At 55.7% G+C, this 16174-nt stretch carries 18 protein-coding genes and 1 riboswitch; of the genes, 4 read left to right on the forward strand and 14 right to left on the reverse strand.

The features are described from left to right. Positions 1-10: 10 nt before the first annotated feature. From pduP to pduA, 14 genes are read right to left on the reverse strand one after another with little or no spacing between them, the layout of a single operon-like run. The gene (gene pduP, locus ACLJPE_RS00940; protein WP_001097664.1) at positions 11-1405 is read right to left on the reverse strand and encodes a CoA-acylating propionaldehyde dehydrogenase PduP; all 1395 of its coding nucleotides are present in this window, start codon (positions 1403-1405) and stop codon (positions 11-13) included. Beyond that, entirely contained in the window at positions 1402-2412 is a 1011-nt protein-coding gene (pduO, locus tag ACLJPE_RS00945) for a two-domain cob(I)yrinic acid a,c-diamide adenosyltransferase PduO (RefSeq protein WP_001029481.1), read from the reverse strand. The genes pduP and pduO overlap by 4 nt, the downstream gene beginning before the upstream one ends. Before the next feature lie 9 nt (positions 2413-2421). Beyond that, the gene (gene pduN / locus ACLJPE_RS00950) at positions 2422-2697 is read right to left on the reverse strand and encodes a propanediol utilization microcompartment protein PduN (RefSeq protein ID WP_000549825.1); all 276 of its coding nucleotides are present in this window, start codon (positions 2695-2697) and stop codon (positions 2422-2424) included. Positions 2698-2700: 3 nt separating this feature from the next. After that, the gene (gene pduM, locus ACLJPE_RS00955) at positions 2701-3192 is read right to left on the reverse strand and encodes a propanediol utilization microcompartment protein PduM (protein ID WP_001012963.1); all 492 of its coding nucleotides are present in this window, start codon (positions 3190-3192) and stop codon (positions 2701-2703) included. Further along, positions 3189-3821 (reverse strand): phosphate propanoyltransferase, encoded by a 633-nt coding sequence (locus tag ACLJPE_RS00960; protein ID WP_000356736.1) that lies wholly within the window; start codon positions 3819-3821, stop codon positions 3189-3191. The genes pduM and ACLJPE_RS00960 overlap by 4 nt, the downstream gene beginning before the upstream one ends. Continuing rightward, a complete protein-coding gene (pduK, locus tag ACLJPE_RS00965) occupies positions 3821-4303 on the reverse strand; it encodes a propanediol utilization microcompartment protein PduK (RefSeq protein ID WP_001284385.1) in 483 nt (160 codons plus the stop codon). The genes ACLJPE_RS00960 and pduK overlap by 1 nt, the downstream gene beginning before the upstream one ends. Positions 4304-4306: 3 nt before the next feature. Continuing rightward, a complete protein-coding gene (pduJ, locus tag ACLJPE_RS00970; RefSeq protein WP_001057755.1) occupies positions 4307-4582 on the reverse strand; it encodes a propanediol utilization microcompartment protein PduJ in 276 nt (91 codons plus the stop codon). A 19-nt stretch (positions 4583-4601) separates the two neighbouring features. After that, positions 4602-4952, reverse strand: coding sequence for a propanediol dehydratase reactivase beta subunit PduH (pduH, locus tag ACLJPE_RS00975; protein WP_000377982.1), 351 nt, complete (start codon positions 4950-4952; stop codon positions 4602-4604). Next, on the reverse strand, positions 4942-6774 hold the full coding sequence (gene pduG, locus ACLJPE_RS00980; protein ID WP_023233215.1) for a propanediol dehydratase reactivase alpha subunit PduG: 1833 nt from the start codon (positions 6772-6774) through the stop codon (positions 4942-4944). Before pduG ends, pduH begins: the two co-directional genes overlap by 11 nt. 15 nt (positions 6775-6789) lie before the next feature. After that, a complete protein-coding gene (gene pduE, locus ACLJPE_RS00985; protein ID WP_001090597.1) occupies positions 6790-7311 on the reverse strand; it encodes a propanediol dehydratase small subunit PduE in 522 nt (173 codons plus the stop codon). Between the two features lie 14 nt (positions 7312-7325). Next, the gene (pduD, locus tag ACLJPE_RS00990; RefSeq protein WP_000405048.1) at positions 7326-8000 is read right to left on the reverse strand and encodes a propanediol dehydratase medium subunit PduD; all 675 of its coding nucleotides are present in this window, start codon (positions 7998-8000) and stop codon (positions 7326-7328) included. 10 nt (positions 8001-8010) lie between these two features. Then, positions 8011-9675, reverse strand: a complete 1665-nt coding sequence (gene pduC, locus ACLJPE_RS00995; RefSeq protein ID WP_001256896.1) for a propanediol dehydratase large subunit PduC — start codon at positions 9673-9675, stop codon at positions 8011-8013. 18 nt (positions 9676-9693) lie between these two features. Then, on the reverse strand, positions 9694-10506 hold the full coding sequence (pduB, locus tag ACLJPE_RS01000; protein WP_000097500.1) for a propanediol utilization microcompartment protein PduB: 813 nt from the start codon (positions 10504-10506) through the stop codon (positions 9694-9696). Further along, a complete protein-coding gene (gene pduA / locus ACLJPE_RS01005) occupies positions 10503-10787 on the reverse strand; it encodes a propanediol utilization microcompartment protein PduA (protein WP_001183618.1) in 285 nt (94 codons plus the stop codon). The genes pduB and pduA overlap by 4 nt, the downstream gene beginning before the upstream one ends. A 524-nt stretch (positions 10788-11311) precedes the next feature. Here pduA and pduF point away from each other — a divergent pair. From pduF to cbiB, 4 genes are all read left to right on the forward strand, one after another. Further along, the gene (gene pduF / locus ACLJPE_RS01010; protein ID WP_001000023.1) at positions 11312-12106 is read left to right on the forward strand and encodes a propanediol diffusion facilitator PduF; all 795 of its coding nucleotides are present in this window, start codon (positions 11312-11314) and stop codon (positions 12104-12106) included. Positions 12107-12322: 216 nt separating this feature from the next. Then, positions 12323-13234, forward strand: a complete 912-nt coding sequence (pocR, locus tag ACLJPE_RS01015) for a transcriptional regulator PocR (RefSeq protein WP_031602261.1) — start codon at positions 12323-12325, stop codon at positions 13232-13234. 325 nt (positions 13235-13559) lie between these two features. Further along, a riboswitch (cobalamin riboswitch) is annotated at positions 13560-13735 on the forward strand. Positions 13736-13831: 96 nt separating this feature from the next. After that, complete coding sequence (locus tag ACLJPE_RS01020; protein WP_039514008.1) at positions 13832-15211, forward strand: cobyrinate a,c-diamide synthase; 1380 nt, start codon at positions 13832-13834, stop codon at positions 15209-15211. Beyond that, entirely contained in the window at positions 15208-16167 is a 960-nt protein-coding gene (gene cbiB / locus ACLJPE_RS01025; protein ID WP_000153668.1) for an adenosylcobinamide-phosphate synthase CbiB, read from the forward strand. Before ACLJPE_RS01020 ends, cbiB begins: the two co-directional genes overlap by 4 nt. The last annotated feature ends 7 nt before the right edge of the window (positions 16168-16174 follow it).

Here is a 16174-nt window from a genome sequence, read left to right on the forward strand (position 1 = left end):
GCGACCTCGGTTAGCGAATAGAAAAGCCGTTGGTCAGTACGCAGCGCCGGGAGCGGGCAAAAGTACGCGCTGACGTGGTCCCTTCACCGGTTGGCGTGGCAATAGTAAAGGTGGTAAAGCCTTCGCCGCCGACGCCGATCCCGGCATAAGAGGGGCCGTTTTTGACGAATATCGAGGTTTGCAGCGTGCGGGCCGCGAGGTTCAGGCGCGACACGTTCTGCGAGTGCATAATGGCGGTATGATGCAGCCCCTCTTCAACCTTCAGGGCCAGCGCCAGCGCGCTATCGAAATCGCTGACTTTTACCACCGGCAGCATCGGCATCAGCTGTTCGCTGGTGACCCACGGATCGTCGGCGTTGACAACGGCAATCAGCAGACGCGGCGCTTTTGCAGGGACAGCGATCCCGGCGGCTTCCAGCATGGCCGATGGGCTCTTGCCGACCAGTTTTTTATTCGCCTGGCCTTCAGGCAGGCAGACGGCGCGGAGTTTGTCGGTATCGGCAGGGCTTAGCAGCAGCGCACCGAAGGTTTGCATTTGCTGCACCAGACGTTCGGCGACGCTCTCCACTACGATCAGGCTCTTCTCGGCAATGCAGGGCAGGTTGTAATCGAATGAAGCGCCGTTGATGATATCTTCCGCCGCTTTCACCAGGTCCGCTGTTTCATCGACGATGCAGGGCGGGTTACCCGCGCCAGCGCCAATCACCTTCTTACCGCTCTTCATGCCCATTGCCACAATGCCGGGGCCGCCGGTAATAGCCAGTACCGCGATTCGCAGGTGGGCCATCATCTGCTGGGTCGCTTCGAAGGTGGGTTCAGCTACAGTCACCACCAGATTGCGGATGCCGCAGCAGCGGAAGGCAATCTCTTCAATCAGGCTAATCAGCTTCAGAGAGACCTTTTTCGCGCCCGGATGCGGGCTAAAGTAGATACTGTTGCCCGCCGCCAACATGCTGATGCTGTTATTGATGATGGTTTCCGTCGGGTTGGTGCTTGGGGCGACTGAACCGATGACGCCAAACGGCGAGTATTCAAAGAGTACCATGCCGCCGTCACCGGTCAGCGCGGTGGTGGTGAGATCTTCTACGCCCGGCGTGTTGTCCAGCGCAGCCTTGTTTTTGAGGAATTTATCTTCTTTGTTGCCCATTCCCGTTTCATTGGCGCTCTCCTCTGCCAGAGCAGCCAGCAGCGGCGTCAGTTCCTGACGCATCGCGCTGATGATAGCGCTGCGGGTTTTCAGCGGACACTGCTGATAACGTAAGAACGCCTGATGCGCGGCATCGATGGCCTCGCTCACGGACTGGAAAATCCCTTTGCCCTGAGGCTGGGCCGGTGTTTGCGCTGGCGTGGTTAATTGCTCGCTAAGAATGGTGCGAATCAGGGTTTCGAGTTCAGAAGTATTCATTGATGTGTTCCCACGTTAATAGCCGCGATGGCGGTCTGTGCTATGTCCATGTCCTGCTCAACGCTGCCGCCGCTGATGCCAAGACCCCCAATTAATATGCCGTCGCGCCACAGGGCGTAACCGCCGCCAAAGGTGACCACTTTTCCCTGTAAATGACTTTCCAGACCGTAAAGCGCGGCGCCCGGCTGAACGATATCGCTCAGCTCATGGGTCGCCGTTTTCATCGCCACTGCGGTCCAGGCCTTTTTCGGCGCCAGCTCGCTGCTGACCAGCAGGGCGTCCGGCATCCGCCAGGTCACAGTTTCCGTGCCGTGCGCGTCAACGATGCTGACGACTACCGGAACCTGCAGTTGCTGCGCGCGTTCAACGGCGGCGCGGGTGAGCTGGTGCAGATCGTGGAATGAGAGGGCCACTGGCGTCGTCTCCTTGCTGTGGGGCGGCTGGCAGGCAGCCAGATAGCGCTTGCTAACTTCACGGATGATGTTGGCCTGGTGCGCATCGCTATCTTCCGCGCGGGCCAGGGCGTACAGGCAGTCCGATAAGCGGTTGATATAGCGCATCAGCACCTGACGTACGTTGACTTCCGCCGCCAGCTCAACCAGCCGGCGTTCGGCGCGGCGCGCCAGCGTGCGGGCAAAATGTAATCGGCTCGCGGCTTCGCAGCGTCCGGGTAAAATAAAGCTGTGCAGCGGTTCGACGCGGGCCATTGCCCGATCGATAGCGGCTTCCAGGGCCGAAATCTCTTCGCTGCTGATGTAGCGCTGTTTGGGCGACGGGTGCTCGCTGTCGCTGGCCAGCTCTGCGCTAAACCAAAAAAGTTGCTGCTGGATGGCCTCGAGTAAGGTGCGGTGATTTTCATCCGCAGCGGCGCAGGCGCACAGGCTCAGCGCGGCGTTCAGCTCATCCAGCGTGCCGTAGGCTTCAACCCGCGGGTGGGTTTTGCTCACCCGCTGGCCGGTAAACAGTGATGTGGTGCCAGCGTCACCTGTTCGGGTATAAATCGCCATAACCGCCCCTTAACGCGAAAGCGTATCTACAATGCCGACAACGGCGAGGTCGATGGCCTCATTTGGCCCGGAAAAAACGTGCCTGGCGCTGGAGCCGCCGCTGAGCAAAACCAGTTCGCCGACGCCCGCGCCGACGGAGTCCACGGCCACTTCATCGCCGGAGGTGGGCGAGGCGGGGAGTTCGCCATCGGCGCTGACCCGACGCACCAGCAGCAGCTTTTTCCCAATCAAAGAAGGTGATTTTTGCGTGGAGACAACCGCGCCCGTGACTCGTGCCAGATGCATGATTTACTCCTGCTTAATTAATTGAATATTCCGCGCATTGGCCGCGTCACGCGCCATGGCGGTCACGATGCATTTGCGGTGGACAACCACACGCCCCCGGCTTAGCAGCGCGACATCGCGATAGCTCAGCACCGAACCCGCATGCAGAACCAGCGGCAGTCCGTGCTCGTCGGTGAATACCAGCGGCAGACGAGCCAGTTTTTTTACCGGGATAACCGGCAGCAACTGGCTGTGCAGGCTGAGCTGTACGCGGATGCCAAACGCCAGCGCGTCGTGAATTTTCCGGGCTGCGGCATCGTCGGTTTCTGCATCCGCAAGCTCACCCAGCAGCGGCAGGTCGACGAGCAGGATGCGCAGCGACGCGTGCTGACAGAACAGTGCTGGACAGTCGGCATCGCGAAGTTGCGTAACGCTCAGCGTCGCCGTGCTCTGGGCACGGCGCTGCAGCCGGGAGACAATCTCCTCGACAATGCGCTGCAGGGTTTCGCCGTTCATCGCGGGCCTACCAGCCGGGCAAAGGCCTGCGGGTTATCGGCACCAGCGGCGTTGGCTTCATCGGTATCAATGTGCATTTCGAGGCGCATGTCCGGTGAAACGCGAATCGCCACGTTGTTGAAAATCAGCCCGCGATCGTCGCCTTCAATCGCCACTGAAACCATATCGCCGTGGGAAACCTTCAGGATCAACGCATCAAGCGGCGACATATGGATATGTCGCTGCGCGACGATAACCCCGGAAGGTAGCTCCAGTTCGGCAAAGGGGCTGACCAGGCGGATGCCCGGCGTCCCCTTCAGGTTGCCGGACATTCTCAGCGGCGCGGCAATCCCCAGCGTTCTCGCATCGGTACGCGAAATTTCCACCTGGCTTACCGAGCGCAGCGGGCCGAGCAGGCGCACATTTTTTAGCTGTCCTTTCGGCCCTACCAGGGTGACGGTTTGCTCCGCAGCGTATTGTCCCGGCTGCAGCAGCGCTTTTTTCTCGCTGATGGGATGGCCGGGAAACAGCCGCTCATAATCCTGTGCGGACAGGTGGATATGACGGTTTGAGACGCCCAGCGGGATAGGCCACTGGCGCATCTCATCAAGAACTTTACTGACCGTTGATTGCAGAAGCTCTTTATCCATTACGCTTCACCTCGCTTACCGGGATGAATGCAAAGCGTGCGAGGTTCGCCCTTCTGGCGAGGACATTTTGGATCCAGACACAGGTTGCAACTGACCAGTTCTGATTCCTGCGGGGCCTCTTCTGCTGGCGCTTCAGAAACGACATCAGCTATCTCTGACTCTTCAGGCTCAGGTTCAATGACGGAGGGTGGGGGTGTTTCTGCGAGCAGGATCCCTTCTCCGGGCCTGGCGATAACCTTGTGGGCCACCAGGCCATTCCGCTGTTCGGCGAAATGCGCACCGGTGGTGATAGCCGCCTGAACGGAGGCCACATCACCGGTAATTTTAATCACCATCCAGCCTGAACCATTGGTCTTTTCGAGGGCGAGCAGCGTGATAGAAGCGGATTTCGCCATGATATCGGCGCAGCTGATAGCCAGTGCCAGACCACAAACTTCAAGTAATCCCAGTGATTGCTTCACGCGGTGCTCCTTATTCGCCATCGATTAGGCTGATTTCGGTAAAATGGCCTCAACATCGCTGTGCGGACGCGGGATAACGTGGCAGGATTTCACTTCACCCACGACGCTTGCCGCCGCGCTGCCTGCATCTACGGCTGCTTTAACCGCGCCGACATCGCCGCGAACCATGACGGTAACCAGGCCAGAACCAATTTTTTCGTAGCCCACCAGCTGTACGTTGGCGGATTTAACCATTGCATCGGCGGCTTCAATGGCGCCGACCAGCCCTTTTGTTTCAACCAGTCCCAGTGCGTTATTCATACTGCAGTTCTCCTGTTGCTTAGCTATTCAGATCCCGGAAAGGGATCCCTTTGACCAGCCGTGCCGCGTTATTACCGGTATTGCGATGGGCCTGACTGTCCTGATGATGCATCAGCGTAAAAAGCGGCGCCGATGCGGGTAAATTCTTGTAATGTACGACCAGCGTATGGCGATCGCAGGCAATGCCGACCAGCAGCGGCGAGCTGCGCGCCGCCTGCCAGGCGCTGTCAACGACCTCTCCTGCCGGATGATGCTGAAGCAGGAAAGGGATGCCTTCCTCTTCAATGCCCAGCAGCACTTCGTGCCAAAGGCTGGCGCAGTCGCTGATAACGGTAATGACGATGGCCGGGGCGCTGTGATTACTGTCCATGTGCAAACTCCTTATGCCAGGAGAGAATCAGGCCGGTGGCCACCGCGTTTCTTGGGCCTTCGCTGCCGCGAATATTTCCTCGCCCGGCGACCAGGCGGTAGTGCGCCAGCGCATCGGTGACCAGCTGCGGAACTTCGAAATCCAGCGACGAGCCGCCGACCAGCACCACGAACGGAATATCGCGAATGTTGCCGGTTGGACTGACCTGACGCAGCGCGCGCAGGGCGTTGGTGACAAAGACGCGCTCTTTGGCGCTGCGGCGAATGGCGCGCACTTTTTCCAGCGCTAAGTCGCCGGGAAGCGGCACCAGTTCGTCCGGTTTCACCACGCAGACGCGGGCGAACACCGCAGGAGGCAGCGGCGTCGGGAAGAACTGGACGCTGCCGTCCTCGTGGCGTAAGTGGAACAGGCTTTCGACCTTAGCCAGCGGGTATTTTTTGATCTCTTCCGCCAGATAGCGGTCTTCCAGCCCCAGTTCGCGGGCAATAATCATCGTGACCATGTCGCCTGCCCCGGCGAGATGGGTGGCGATGATTTCACCTTTAGGGTTGATGATGGAGGCATCGGTGGAACCCGCGCCGAGGTCGAGGATCGCCAGCGGTCGGGTGGTGCCCGGTGTGGTCAGCGCGCCCAGAATGGCGGCTTCAGCCTCAGCGCCGCCGATCTGCACGTCGATATTAAGCTTCTGCTCAATTTCACGGGCAATCATCGCCATCTGCAGACGGTCTGATTTCACCATCGAGGCGATGCCGACGGCCTGCTCCAGCGAGAACTCCCCGGCCAGACCGCCGGTGACGCTCACCGGAACCGAGGTGTCAACGGCCAGAAGATCCTGAATGAAAATCTCGCTGCTGGGTTTATTGGTTAGCTCGGCCATGGTCTGGCGCACGTGCTCCAGCATGCCGCCGATATTGGTCCCGGCCTCGCCGGTGACGTTGTCGAGCTTGCCGCAGCCGTCCACCGCTTTCATGATAGCTTCGGCACCGGCGGCAACATCCACGCGCACGGTACGACCCTGCGCCTGCAGCTCCAGGTTACCGGCGGGTATCGCACGAGCTTTGACGTCGCCGGATGGCGTTTTAACCACCACGGCGGAACGGTTGCCGATCAGCGCGCGCGCCATCGGAACGATGTTTTTCGTCTCATCGGCGTTGAGATTAAATACGGTGGCGATGCCGTAAGGGTTAGAGAGGGTTTCGATAACCTTTCCCGGCACGGCGACTTCAATCGCCGCCAGCATCCCCAGCGGAATACGGTCGATGTACAGAACTTCGTCAACGATCGGCAGCGATTTTTCCAGCCGGTTACTGACCAGTACGCCATCGTCGCGCTGCAAAATGACGCCGGTAATCTGGTATCCGGCGCGCATTGAGGCGTTGATAACATTGGCGATATCGGCAAAATCAAAGGCTGACGATACCACCAGAATATAGGGCGAGTCCGCCGGGCGGGTTAACAGCTCCTCCGGCGTAATCGTGATACCCACACCAAGGCCTACTCCCCCCGGCGTTTTTGGGTTATGGCCGATCATTGTCGATTCGGTGATGATGGTTTCGGTAATGGTTTCCATCGCCACATCGCCAATCACCGGCGTGGCTTCGTTAATGCGGATGAGCGAAATATCGCTGACATTGATCCCCGCGCGCTTTGCGACGAGGGCGAGCGCTTCCTGAATGCCGAACACGTTACGCAACGTGCCTTTGATCCCGGTGGTTTCCGCCAGCGCGCTGTGGGTGATTGTCAGCGCGCCAGCCTCATTCAGAGTCGCCAGGGCGACTTCCGTCGATGAGTTGCCGATATCAATGCCAGCTATATATCGCATCACATACCCCTGTAATTAATCGTCGCCTTTGAGTTTTTTACGCTCAACGTACAGCCCTGCCGCTTCACGAACGAAAGCTGCGCAAATCTTTGCCTGATAACGGTTTTCGAGATCGTCGGCGATAGCGAGCAGCTCTTCTTTCGTTGAACGATACGGACGAAGGGCGTTGTAGATTTCAAGAATGCGATCGTCCGGTACCGCGGTCAGTTCGGCGGCGCGTTCGAAGTTCATCGCCAGCCGGTCGCGGCCCGCATCTTTGGCGATAGACGCCTGTAAGCGCAGGGTTTCCGGGGTAATACGCATATCCTGAGCGGTGACTTTATTGCTCAGCACGTTTTCCAGCGTAAAGTCGTCCAGCGTTTTATTGGTGGCGGTTTTCACCCATTCCGGGTGTTTGTTCGCCAGCGGGTAGTCGCTGACCTTTGCGCTGCGGGACGTGCCGCCTGCCGCAGGAGCCGCTGCTGGCGCATCGCCCTGCAGGCTGTTCATGCGGCTCAATACGTCCCGGACCATCGATTCAATTGCGTCGGTATTCATGGAGTTATCCTTTATCAAAGCGCCACGCGCAGTTCCTGCGGGTTTTTGCCCGTCACGACGTACTTGGTCTCTTTAATGTGCAAAATGGCCGACTTTGCCTGGTACTTCGGGCGTGCCATCTGGTCATTGAGCGTAGGGACCGGCTGCGGTGATTCTCGTTTCGCATAGCGGGCGGCGTTTTTACCAATCTGACGGTAGGTTTCCAGCGTCAGCAGCGGTGCCTGCGGGAACAGCTCCAGGTTGGAGAGCGGCGGTAGCCCCTGCTGGTGGATAACCGTAGTACCTTTCGACTGGATGCCGATGGAGATGCCGGAGCCGCTCAGGCGGTTACCTTCAACGGCGACGAACGCCACGTCGGAAGATTTAAAGCAGCGAATCACGCGCGCCTTGATGCCTTCTTCTTCAATACCGGCAATGACTTCGCGCAGAATGCTCTTATGCGGTAAGCCCACGATATTGACGGTTTGCGCCAGGCCAAATGCCGGGCCGACGGCGATAATGACTTCGTCCTGCTGAGTGCCCTGGCGCGCTTCGCCCACTTCGGTCAGAAAGCCGTCGCCCGCAGGCGCAGCGGTCTGTGGCGCTGTGGATGCCGCAGGCGCATTAAACGAGACGGGTTTATCGCTGCCCTTCATGTCGCGGAGCACGTCTTCAATTATCTGGCGCAGCAATTTTTCATTAATTTCCATTTCTCACCCCTTAATCAATCTCGTTGGGATCAAGAGCGCCAGGGATATTTTTAATCTCTTCCCAGCGTTCTCCCTGCAGGCGATAACCTGTTGCCGGACCGGCATAGTCATTGACGTCATTAACCGCAGAGAGCACTTGTCCGTCGCCGACGATAATGGCGGAGGTGTGCAAATAGTCGCCGGTTAGCTTGGCTTTCTGGATGTTGAGCATGTCCTGGGCCACGTCGGTAAACCCGCCCTGCGCCAGCGCTTTAACGACTTCCAGACCGTTGCGGTTTTTATTGATGATTTCCTGGGCGAACTTGATGTCTTCGACGATGTTACGCTCCGGCATATCTTTCGAACCGTGGGCATAGGTCGCGGCTTCAACTTCTTCATCGGTAATCGGCGGTAGTCCCATTCCGGCAAACACGGCCTGCAGCGCGCGGGCGGCTTTGTTACGGATGGCGATAACGTCCTCTTCGCGAACCGGGCGCAGACCGCCGTCCACTTTCAGGTCACGCTGGATAACGTTGTAGTCGTCAAAGTCTTCCGCATCTTCGTTGGAACCGGCGAACATGTTGTCGTAGTTCGGCACCGCGGAATAACCAGAGGAGATAAAGTCGGTACCCGGCAGAAACTGCATCAGCAGGCGCGCGGTACGACGCATATCGGAGTGGGTGAAGGTCTGGTCGTTACTGGAGGCGCATTCCAGATCCAGCGACGAGCAGATCAGGTTTTCCGCCAGCACGGCACGAATGCCTGACGGCACGGCAGACGGTACGCCGATGCAGCTTACTGAGCCGTTTTGCAGCCCCTGAACGCCCGCGGCTTTGGTGATATAGATGCAGCGCGCTTCCAGATACAGCATGGATTTGCCTTCGGCGTAGCCCATCTGCACTTCGGAGCCGGAGCCGGAGGTGAAGCGCATTTTCAGGCCGCGAGAGGCGTAGGAAGAGGCTAAGAAGCCTTTCGACCATGGCGTATCGTCACCGTCGGTGAAGACCGGCTCGGTGCCGTAAACGGAGATGGTTTCAGCGTAGCAGGTGTGGCCCAGCATGCCGAGCTTCAGCTCGGTGGCTTCTTCCAGCGAGCACTGCGTCAGTACACCCGGACGACCAACCTGAGAACCGACCAACAGCGCGATGGCGTTGAACGGCGCGTAGCGTGCTACCGCAACCGTGGTTTCTTGTTCGTCAAACCCGCGCCATGCGCCTTCGGCGGCATCGGCGGCAATTTGCACCGGGTTATCCTTGACGTTGGTGACGTGCGCCTGCTGAGATGGAGTGCGGCGGGCGCGCATTTTCTGCATCGCCATCATCATCTCAACCACGTTCATATGCGAAACCACTTCAACAATTTTCGCCGGGGTCATGGCGGTGGTCAGCGGAACGATTTCGCTGCGCTTGACGTTCGGATCGCACAGCATATTGGCAAGCTTGACCGAATCCATCGCCATCACTTCTTCGGCGCGGTTCAGGTTGATGCCGTAGCGAGCGATAAAGTGGTCGATCAGGTCGAATTCGCTAACCGGTTTTCCGTCCAGCTCGGTCACCGCGCCGTTAACGATTTTAATCGACGGTTTTGGATCGTTCGGGCTTTCCATCGCGATAAAGCCTTCTTCGATCCACTCCTTAACGAAGCCGTCCTGATTCACAGGGCGTTTCGCCAGTGCTTCAAATCTTTTCGATCTCATGAATCAGCCTCGTGGGTATCAGATGTAGGACGGGCGATCGTTTTTCGGTTCAGAACCGAGGGTCGCAAGGACGGTTTTGCCGATTTCGCGGGCGGAGGTCACCGCCTGACGGACCGCGCCGGAGTCGCCGGAAATCACCAGAATGGCTTCGTTACTAAAGCTGGTGCCGTGCGCCGGAGAGCTGTACGCCACGACTTCAACGTTGGCTGACTTCAGGGCGGTATCGGCCATCAGTACGCCGACGGAAGCCGGAGCGCCGACAATGACGCCGCAGGCACGGCCAATCGGCGCGCCGAACGCTTTTTCCAGCGCGTAGCTGGCGCGAGCGGTGTACTGCAGCTCGATATGCCCGGCTTCGTTGCCGTAAACATCACCGAAGGTACGGTCCAGCTCTTTCAGCGCGACTTCGATACCGCGCTTGACGTCGGAAACGTCGTTGCCGCCTAAAATAATCAGCGAACCGTGGCCCGCGCCGCCTTTGGTATCGCGCGGCAGCTCAATGCTGACTACTTCGGTATTGGTGGCTTTCACCGCTTCGTCCGCCGCCATAATGTGCGGGCCTGCGCCGGTGCGGGCGCCGAGAATGCCGATGGAGCGATAGCGCTTCTCAAGCTTCATCGCATCCAGCAGGGCGGTATCGACGTTAGCGATAACCAGGCCAAGGGTATCGCCAATGGCGGTCCCGACAAATTCCGTTAAACTGCAGCTTTTTTCTGCCATAGCCGTCTCTCGTATAGGTTGGGGTTGACCAGGGATGGCCTGTTGTTCCGGCGTTGCCACACGGGCAATCACCTGCGCCATGATCTGTTCCACCAGCTCATTGCTGCTCATTGGCTAATTCCCTTCGGTAAGATTTTTTCTACATCGGTGTGAGGGCGTGGGATGACGTGTACGGCTTTCACTTCACCCACGTTGCGTGCGGCTGCGGCACCTGCATCGGTGGCCGCTTTGACCGCGCCAACATCGCCGCGCACGATGACGGTTACCAGCCCGGAGCCAATCTTTTCATAGCCCACTAACATCACATTGGCTGACTTAACCATTGCATCAGCGGCCTCTATGGCTGCGGTTAAGCCTTTGGTTTCTACCATTCCTAGTGCTTCTTGTTGCATAAAGACCTCGCATGGAGTGTTCCGATAGTGGGGACTATAAGAAGATGCGAGGAAAAAGAATGGCTGACTTGCTGTTGAGCATCAGAAAATAATGGGAAAACAATATGACTAAATTGTCTTTTGCTTTTATAACTTATTGATAAATTACATTTAATTTATTATTGTCTATATGATTATTTTGTTTTTATTATTTCATTTTTACATTTTTGTTAGTGACGAGAGTATTTTTATTTGATATGGCGAAAGACGCAAAATGTGATGTTTATTCGAAATTGATAAGTTGGCTTGTGCAATATTTTATTATTTCAACAGGCGTATTTTATAGCTCAAATTTCCCGTGTGATGGGCTGATAAAAATATCGGAAAAGCAAAATTTTGCTATCGCAACACGATTTTTCCGGAAGGCAGGCCCGCAGGTTGCCAACAATTTACAGGTGGCACTTTTTATAGTGAGGTTAGCTGTACTCTACCGCCAGCCGAAACTTGCGCTGGCCAGGACACGAACTTTGCTCAGAAGGTGTCACATGAATGATTCTCTAAAGGCGCAATGTGGTGCGGAATTTTTAGGCACCGGACTCTTTTTGTTTTTTGGTATCGGTTGTTTGAGCGCGCTCAAAGTCGCAGGCGCCAGCCTCGGATTATGGGAGATTTGCATTATTTGGGGGCTTGGAATTTCACTGGCCGTTTACCTTACGGCCGGGATCTCCGGCGGACATCTTAACCCTGCGGTGACGATTGCGCTGTGGCTGTTTGCCTGCTTCCCCAAACAGAAAGTATTGCCTTATATTATTGCCCAGTTTGCCGGCGCTTTTGGCGGCGCTCTGCTGGCGTATGTGCTTTATAGTAGTCTTTTTACTGAATTTGAGACTGCGCATCATATGGTGCGCGGTAGCGTCGAAAGTTTGCAATTAGCCAGCATTTTCAGTACCTATCCGGCCGCAGCGCTAAATGTATGGCAGGCTGCGTTGGTGGAAGTGGTCATTACCTCGATTCTGATGGGCATGATCATGGCATTGACGGATGATGGCAATGGCATTCCTAAAGGGCCGCTTGCACCTTTGCTTATTGGGATACTGGTTGCCGTTATCGGCGCGTCTACTGGACCTCTTACCGGTTTTGCAATGAATCCGGCGCGTGATTTCGGTCCCAAACTGTTCACATGGTTAGCGGGGTGGGGGAACATGGCGATGAGCGGTGGGCGAGAGATCCCTTATTTTATCGTGCCGATTGTCGCGCCTGTTATCGGCGCCTGTGCCGGAGCAGCCATATATCGCTATTTTATTGGTAAGAATTTACCTTGTAACCGCTGTGAACTGTAAGAAAATGCGAACCAGATTCACAGCAATGATGTATCGTAAAAACAGGTGAGATAATTTCGTGATCTGCTTTCACGAACTGATCAAAACGTCTCCCAGCAATGGGAGACTTTTGATATTGTCATTGTACTTTTTATCAGGGCCAGGATAATGCTAATAAAAAGTGAATGTAAATAATGTGTTTTGTTTATAACAATAAATTAACTGAGGGGTTTTATCATGATTTCTGCGAGCGCTCTGAACTCAGAACTCATTAATAAAATCGCACAGGATTTTGCACAAGCCACCGGTCTGGCGGTTGTGGTTGTCAATATTCATGGTGATGAAATATCTGAGCTATTCAATTTCACGCCGTTTTGTCAGTTGATGCGGCAGCATCCCCAGCATAGTACACGTTGTCGTATGAGCGATCGCTGCGGGGGACTGGAGGCATCGAAGTCCGATCAACCCTGTATTTATCGTTGTCATGCCGGTCTAACGGATTTTTCTATTCCGCTGGTAATCGCAGGGCATTTAGTTGGCTTTGTTTTATGCGGGCAGGTTCGTTTAAGTAATGACGTGGAGCTGGTAAACATTCTTAATGTCGACGATCGCTGGCAGGCTGACCCTGAGCTCTTGAATGAATTTCGGAATGTGCCAGAGATGGACTATTCACGCGTTATCGCTTCCGCCGATCTCCTTAAACTGATTGTTGAGAATTGCCTGAAAAAACAGCTCAATTTCGTGGTTATCAAAGACAATCCGCAGCAATCGGCGGCAAATAAAGCCGCTCGTGGTCCCACTCCGCATGACAGTAAAATGAAAAAAGCGCTTCGCTATATTGATGCGCATTTGTCCGACGATCTTCGTCTTGAGGATGTCGCCTCACATGTCTATCTCAGCCCCTATTACTTCAGTAAGCTATTCAAGAAATATCAGGGAATCGGATTTAATGCGTGGGTGAACCGCCAGAGAATGGTTAGCGCCAGAGAATTGCTTTGCCATAGTGACTGGAGTATTGCCAGTATTGCGCGTAATTTAGGCTTTTCGCAAACCAGCTATTTTTGTAAAGTCTTCCGCCAGACCTATCAGGTTACGCCGCAGGCTTATCGCCAGCAGATAAATGAGAATTCTCATCCTCCATCGTTATGAATAGCAATATTTTGCTATTGCCGATTTTTGATAGTGTTTTGTATCTTAATCATTTCAGAAAGAAAATTTATCTGGTGTAACAATAAATTGTCATAGCGCAACAAAATAATAAAATTTAGGGCATAAACTGCACCAGTTTTTATTTTTGTGATGAAGTACAGTGTCAGGAAAGATAACTTTTATTACGCTTTGTCGACACGTTTTATCGTCAATATACCGGTAAGGATGAGTAGATTAACGTCAGATGAGCAACCGCTCAGGCTATTGCTCACAGAAATGTAAAACGTAACACATTATTAATTACCGTTATGGGTGTGCCGTACAGCCATAACGTAAACCAACAGGTTTGCCACATTTGTGGTAGGGAAGGGGGTGAAAATCCCCCGCAGCCCCCGCTGCTGTGATGCTGACGACCCCGTAAAGACCACTGATCGCAAGATTGGGAAGGACGGGCGAGGAGGACGCTAAGCCAGAAGACCTGCCTGTCGGTGATAACCAACAACTTCGGTGGGAAGTGGGTTGCGAAGACGCGTACAGTCGAAAGACTGAACATGCGCGTACCTGTATACCCCTACCACCCTGAACAGGATCAGGGTAATGGCGGCAAGGCATCACGCATTTATTCTTGCAGGCACAGGAAGCGGTTGCGGCAAAACCACGGTGACGCTTGGTTTGTTGAGGCTGCTGCAAAAACGCGCGCTGCGCGTACAGCCGTTTAAAGTTGGGCCAGATTACCTTGATACCGGCTGGCATACCGCTATCTGTGGCGTGGCGTCCCGTAATCTTGACAGTTTCATGCTTCCTCCTCCTGTTCTCAACGCCTTATTTTGCGAACAAATGCGGCAGGCGGATATCGCTGTCATTGAAGGCGTCATGGGGCTGTATGACGGCTATGGCGTCGACCCCAATTACTGCAGCACAGCCGCGATGGCCAAACAGCTTGGTTGCCCGGTCATCCTACTGGTGGACGGCAAGGCTGTTTCAACGTCGCTTGCGGCTACCGTTATGGGATTTCAGCACTTCGACCCGACCCTCAACCTCGCGGGCGTGATTGTGAATCGCGTCACTAGCGACGCCCACTATCAGCTCCTCAAAAATGCCATTGAACATTATTGCTCACTGCCGGTACTGGGGTATGTCCCTCCTTGCGACGGCATCGCATTACCTGAACGCCACCTGGGGTTGATTACTGCCAGAGAATCCCTCGTCAATCAGCAATCATGGCATGATTTTGCCGCCACGCTGGAACAAACAGTGGATGTGGATGCGTTACTCTCGCTGAGCGTGTTATCAGCGCTTCCGACGGGAATGTGGTCTGAGCGCCCCGATAACACAGCGGGGGCAGGGCTGACGCTTGCTCTGGCGGATGATGAGGCCTTTAACTTTTATTACCCCGATAACATCGATTTGCTGGAGCGTGCCGGCGTTAACATTGTGCGTTTTAGCCCACTGCATGACCGCGTATTGCCTGATTGTCAGATGATCTGGCTGGGCGGTGGATATCCCGAATTATACGCCGCAGAGCTGGCGGCAAATACGGCGATGTTAAAACATTTGCGGGCGGCGCATCAGCGCGGCGTGGCGATTTACGCGGAGTGTGGCGGTCTGATGTATTTGGGGAGCACTCTGGAGGATAGCGGCGGGGAAATTCATCAGATGGCGAATATTATCCCCGGTCACAGCAAAATGGGTAAGCGACTTACCCGCTTTGGTTACTGTGAGGCGCAGGCTATGCAGCCAACGCTATTGGCGGTGCCTGGTGAGATAGTGCGCGGCCATGAATTTCACTACTCAGATTTTATCCCCGAAACACCCGCCGTTATGGCCTGTCGTAAGGTTCGCGATGGTCGCGTGTTACAGGAATGGACCGGCGGCTGGCAGACAGGCAACACGTTTGCCAGCTATCTGCACGTCCATTTCGCCCAGCGTCCGGAAATGTTGCAGCACTGGCTGGCGGCGGCGAGGCGCATATTATGACGATCCTTGCCTGGTGTATCGCCTGGGTGCTGGATTTTATCATCGGCGACCCTCAAAACTGGCCCCATCCGGTACGCTGGATAGGCCGTTTAATCACGTTTGTGCAGCGTATTGTGCGTCGCTATTGTCCCGGCGATAAAGCGCTGCGGATTGGCGGCGGCGTAATGTGGGTTGTGGTTGTCGGGGCGACCTGGGGCGTGGCATGGGGCGTACTGGCGCTGGCGCAGCGGATTCACCCCTGGTTTGGCTGGAGCGTCGAAGTCTGGATGATCTTTACCACGCTGGCCGGACGCTCTCTGGCCCGCGCCGCGCAGGAGGTTGAGCGACCGTTGCGGGAGAACGACCTTGCGGAAAGCCGAATAAAACTCTCCTGGATCGTCGGGCGCGATACGTCGCAACTTCAGCCAGCGCAGATCAATCGCGCCGTGGTGGAAACGGTTGCAGAAAACACCGTTGACGGCATTATCGCGCCGCTCTTTTTCCTCTTTCTCGGCGGCGCGCCGCTGGCGATGGCCTACAAAGCCGTCAATACCCTGGATTCAATGGTGGGCTACAAACATGAAAAATACTGGGCGATTGGTATGGTCAGCGCCCGTATGGACGACGTAGCGAACTATCTTCCCGCCCGCCTGAGCTGGCTGTTGCTGGGCATTGCGGCAGGACTGTGTCGCCTGAGTGGTTGGCGGGCGCTGCGTATTGGCTGGCGTGACCGTTATAACCACAGTAGCCCAAATTGCGCCTGGTCGGAAGCGTGTGTGGCCGGCGCCTTAGGTATCCAGCTCGGCGGCCCAAATAACTACTTTGGCGAGCGTGTGGACAAGCCCTGGATCGGCGACGCGCAGCGCGATATTTCCGTGGACGATATTTCCCGAACGATTCGATTGATGTGGGTCGCTTCAACCCTGGCGCTGGCGCTGTTTATTGTAGCGCGGTGCGGGTTATCTGGCGTGGCCTGAGGACGAC

Origin of the sequence: Salmonella sp. SAL04196, assembly GCF_046550835.1 — a bacterium.
In the GTDB taxonomy this organism is placed as follows: Bacteria; Pseudomonadota; Gammaproteobacteria; order Enterobacterales; family Enterobacteriaceae; genus Salmonella; species Salmonella enterica.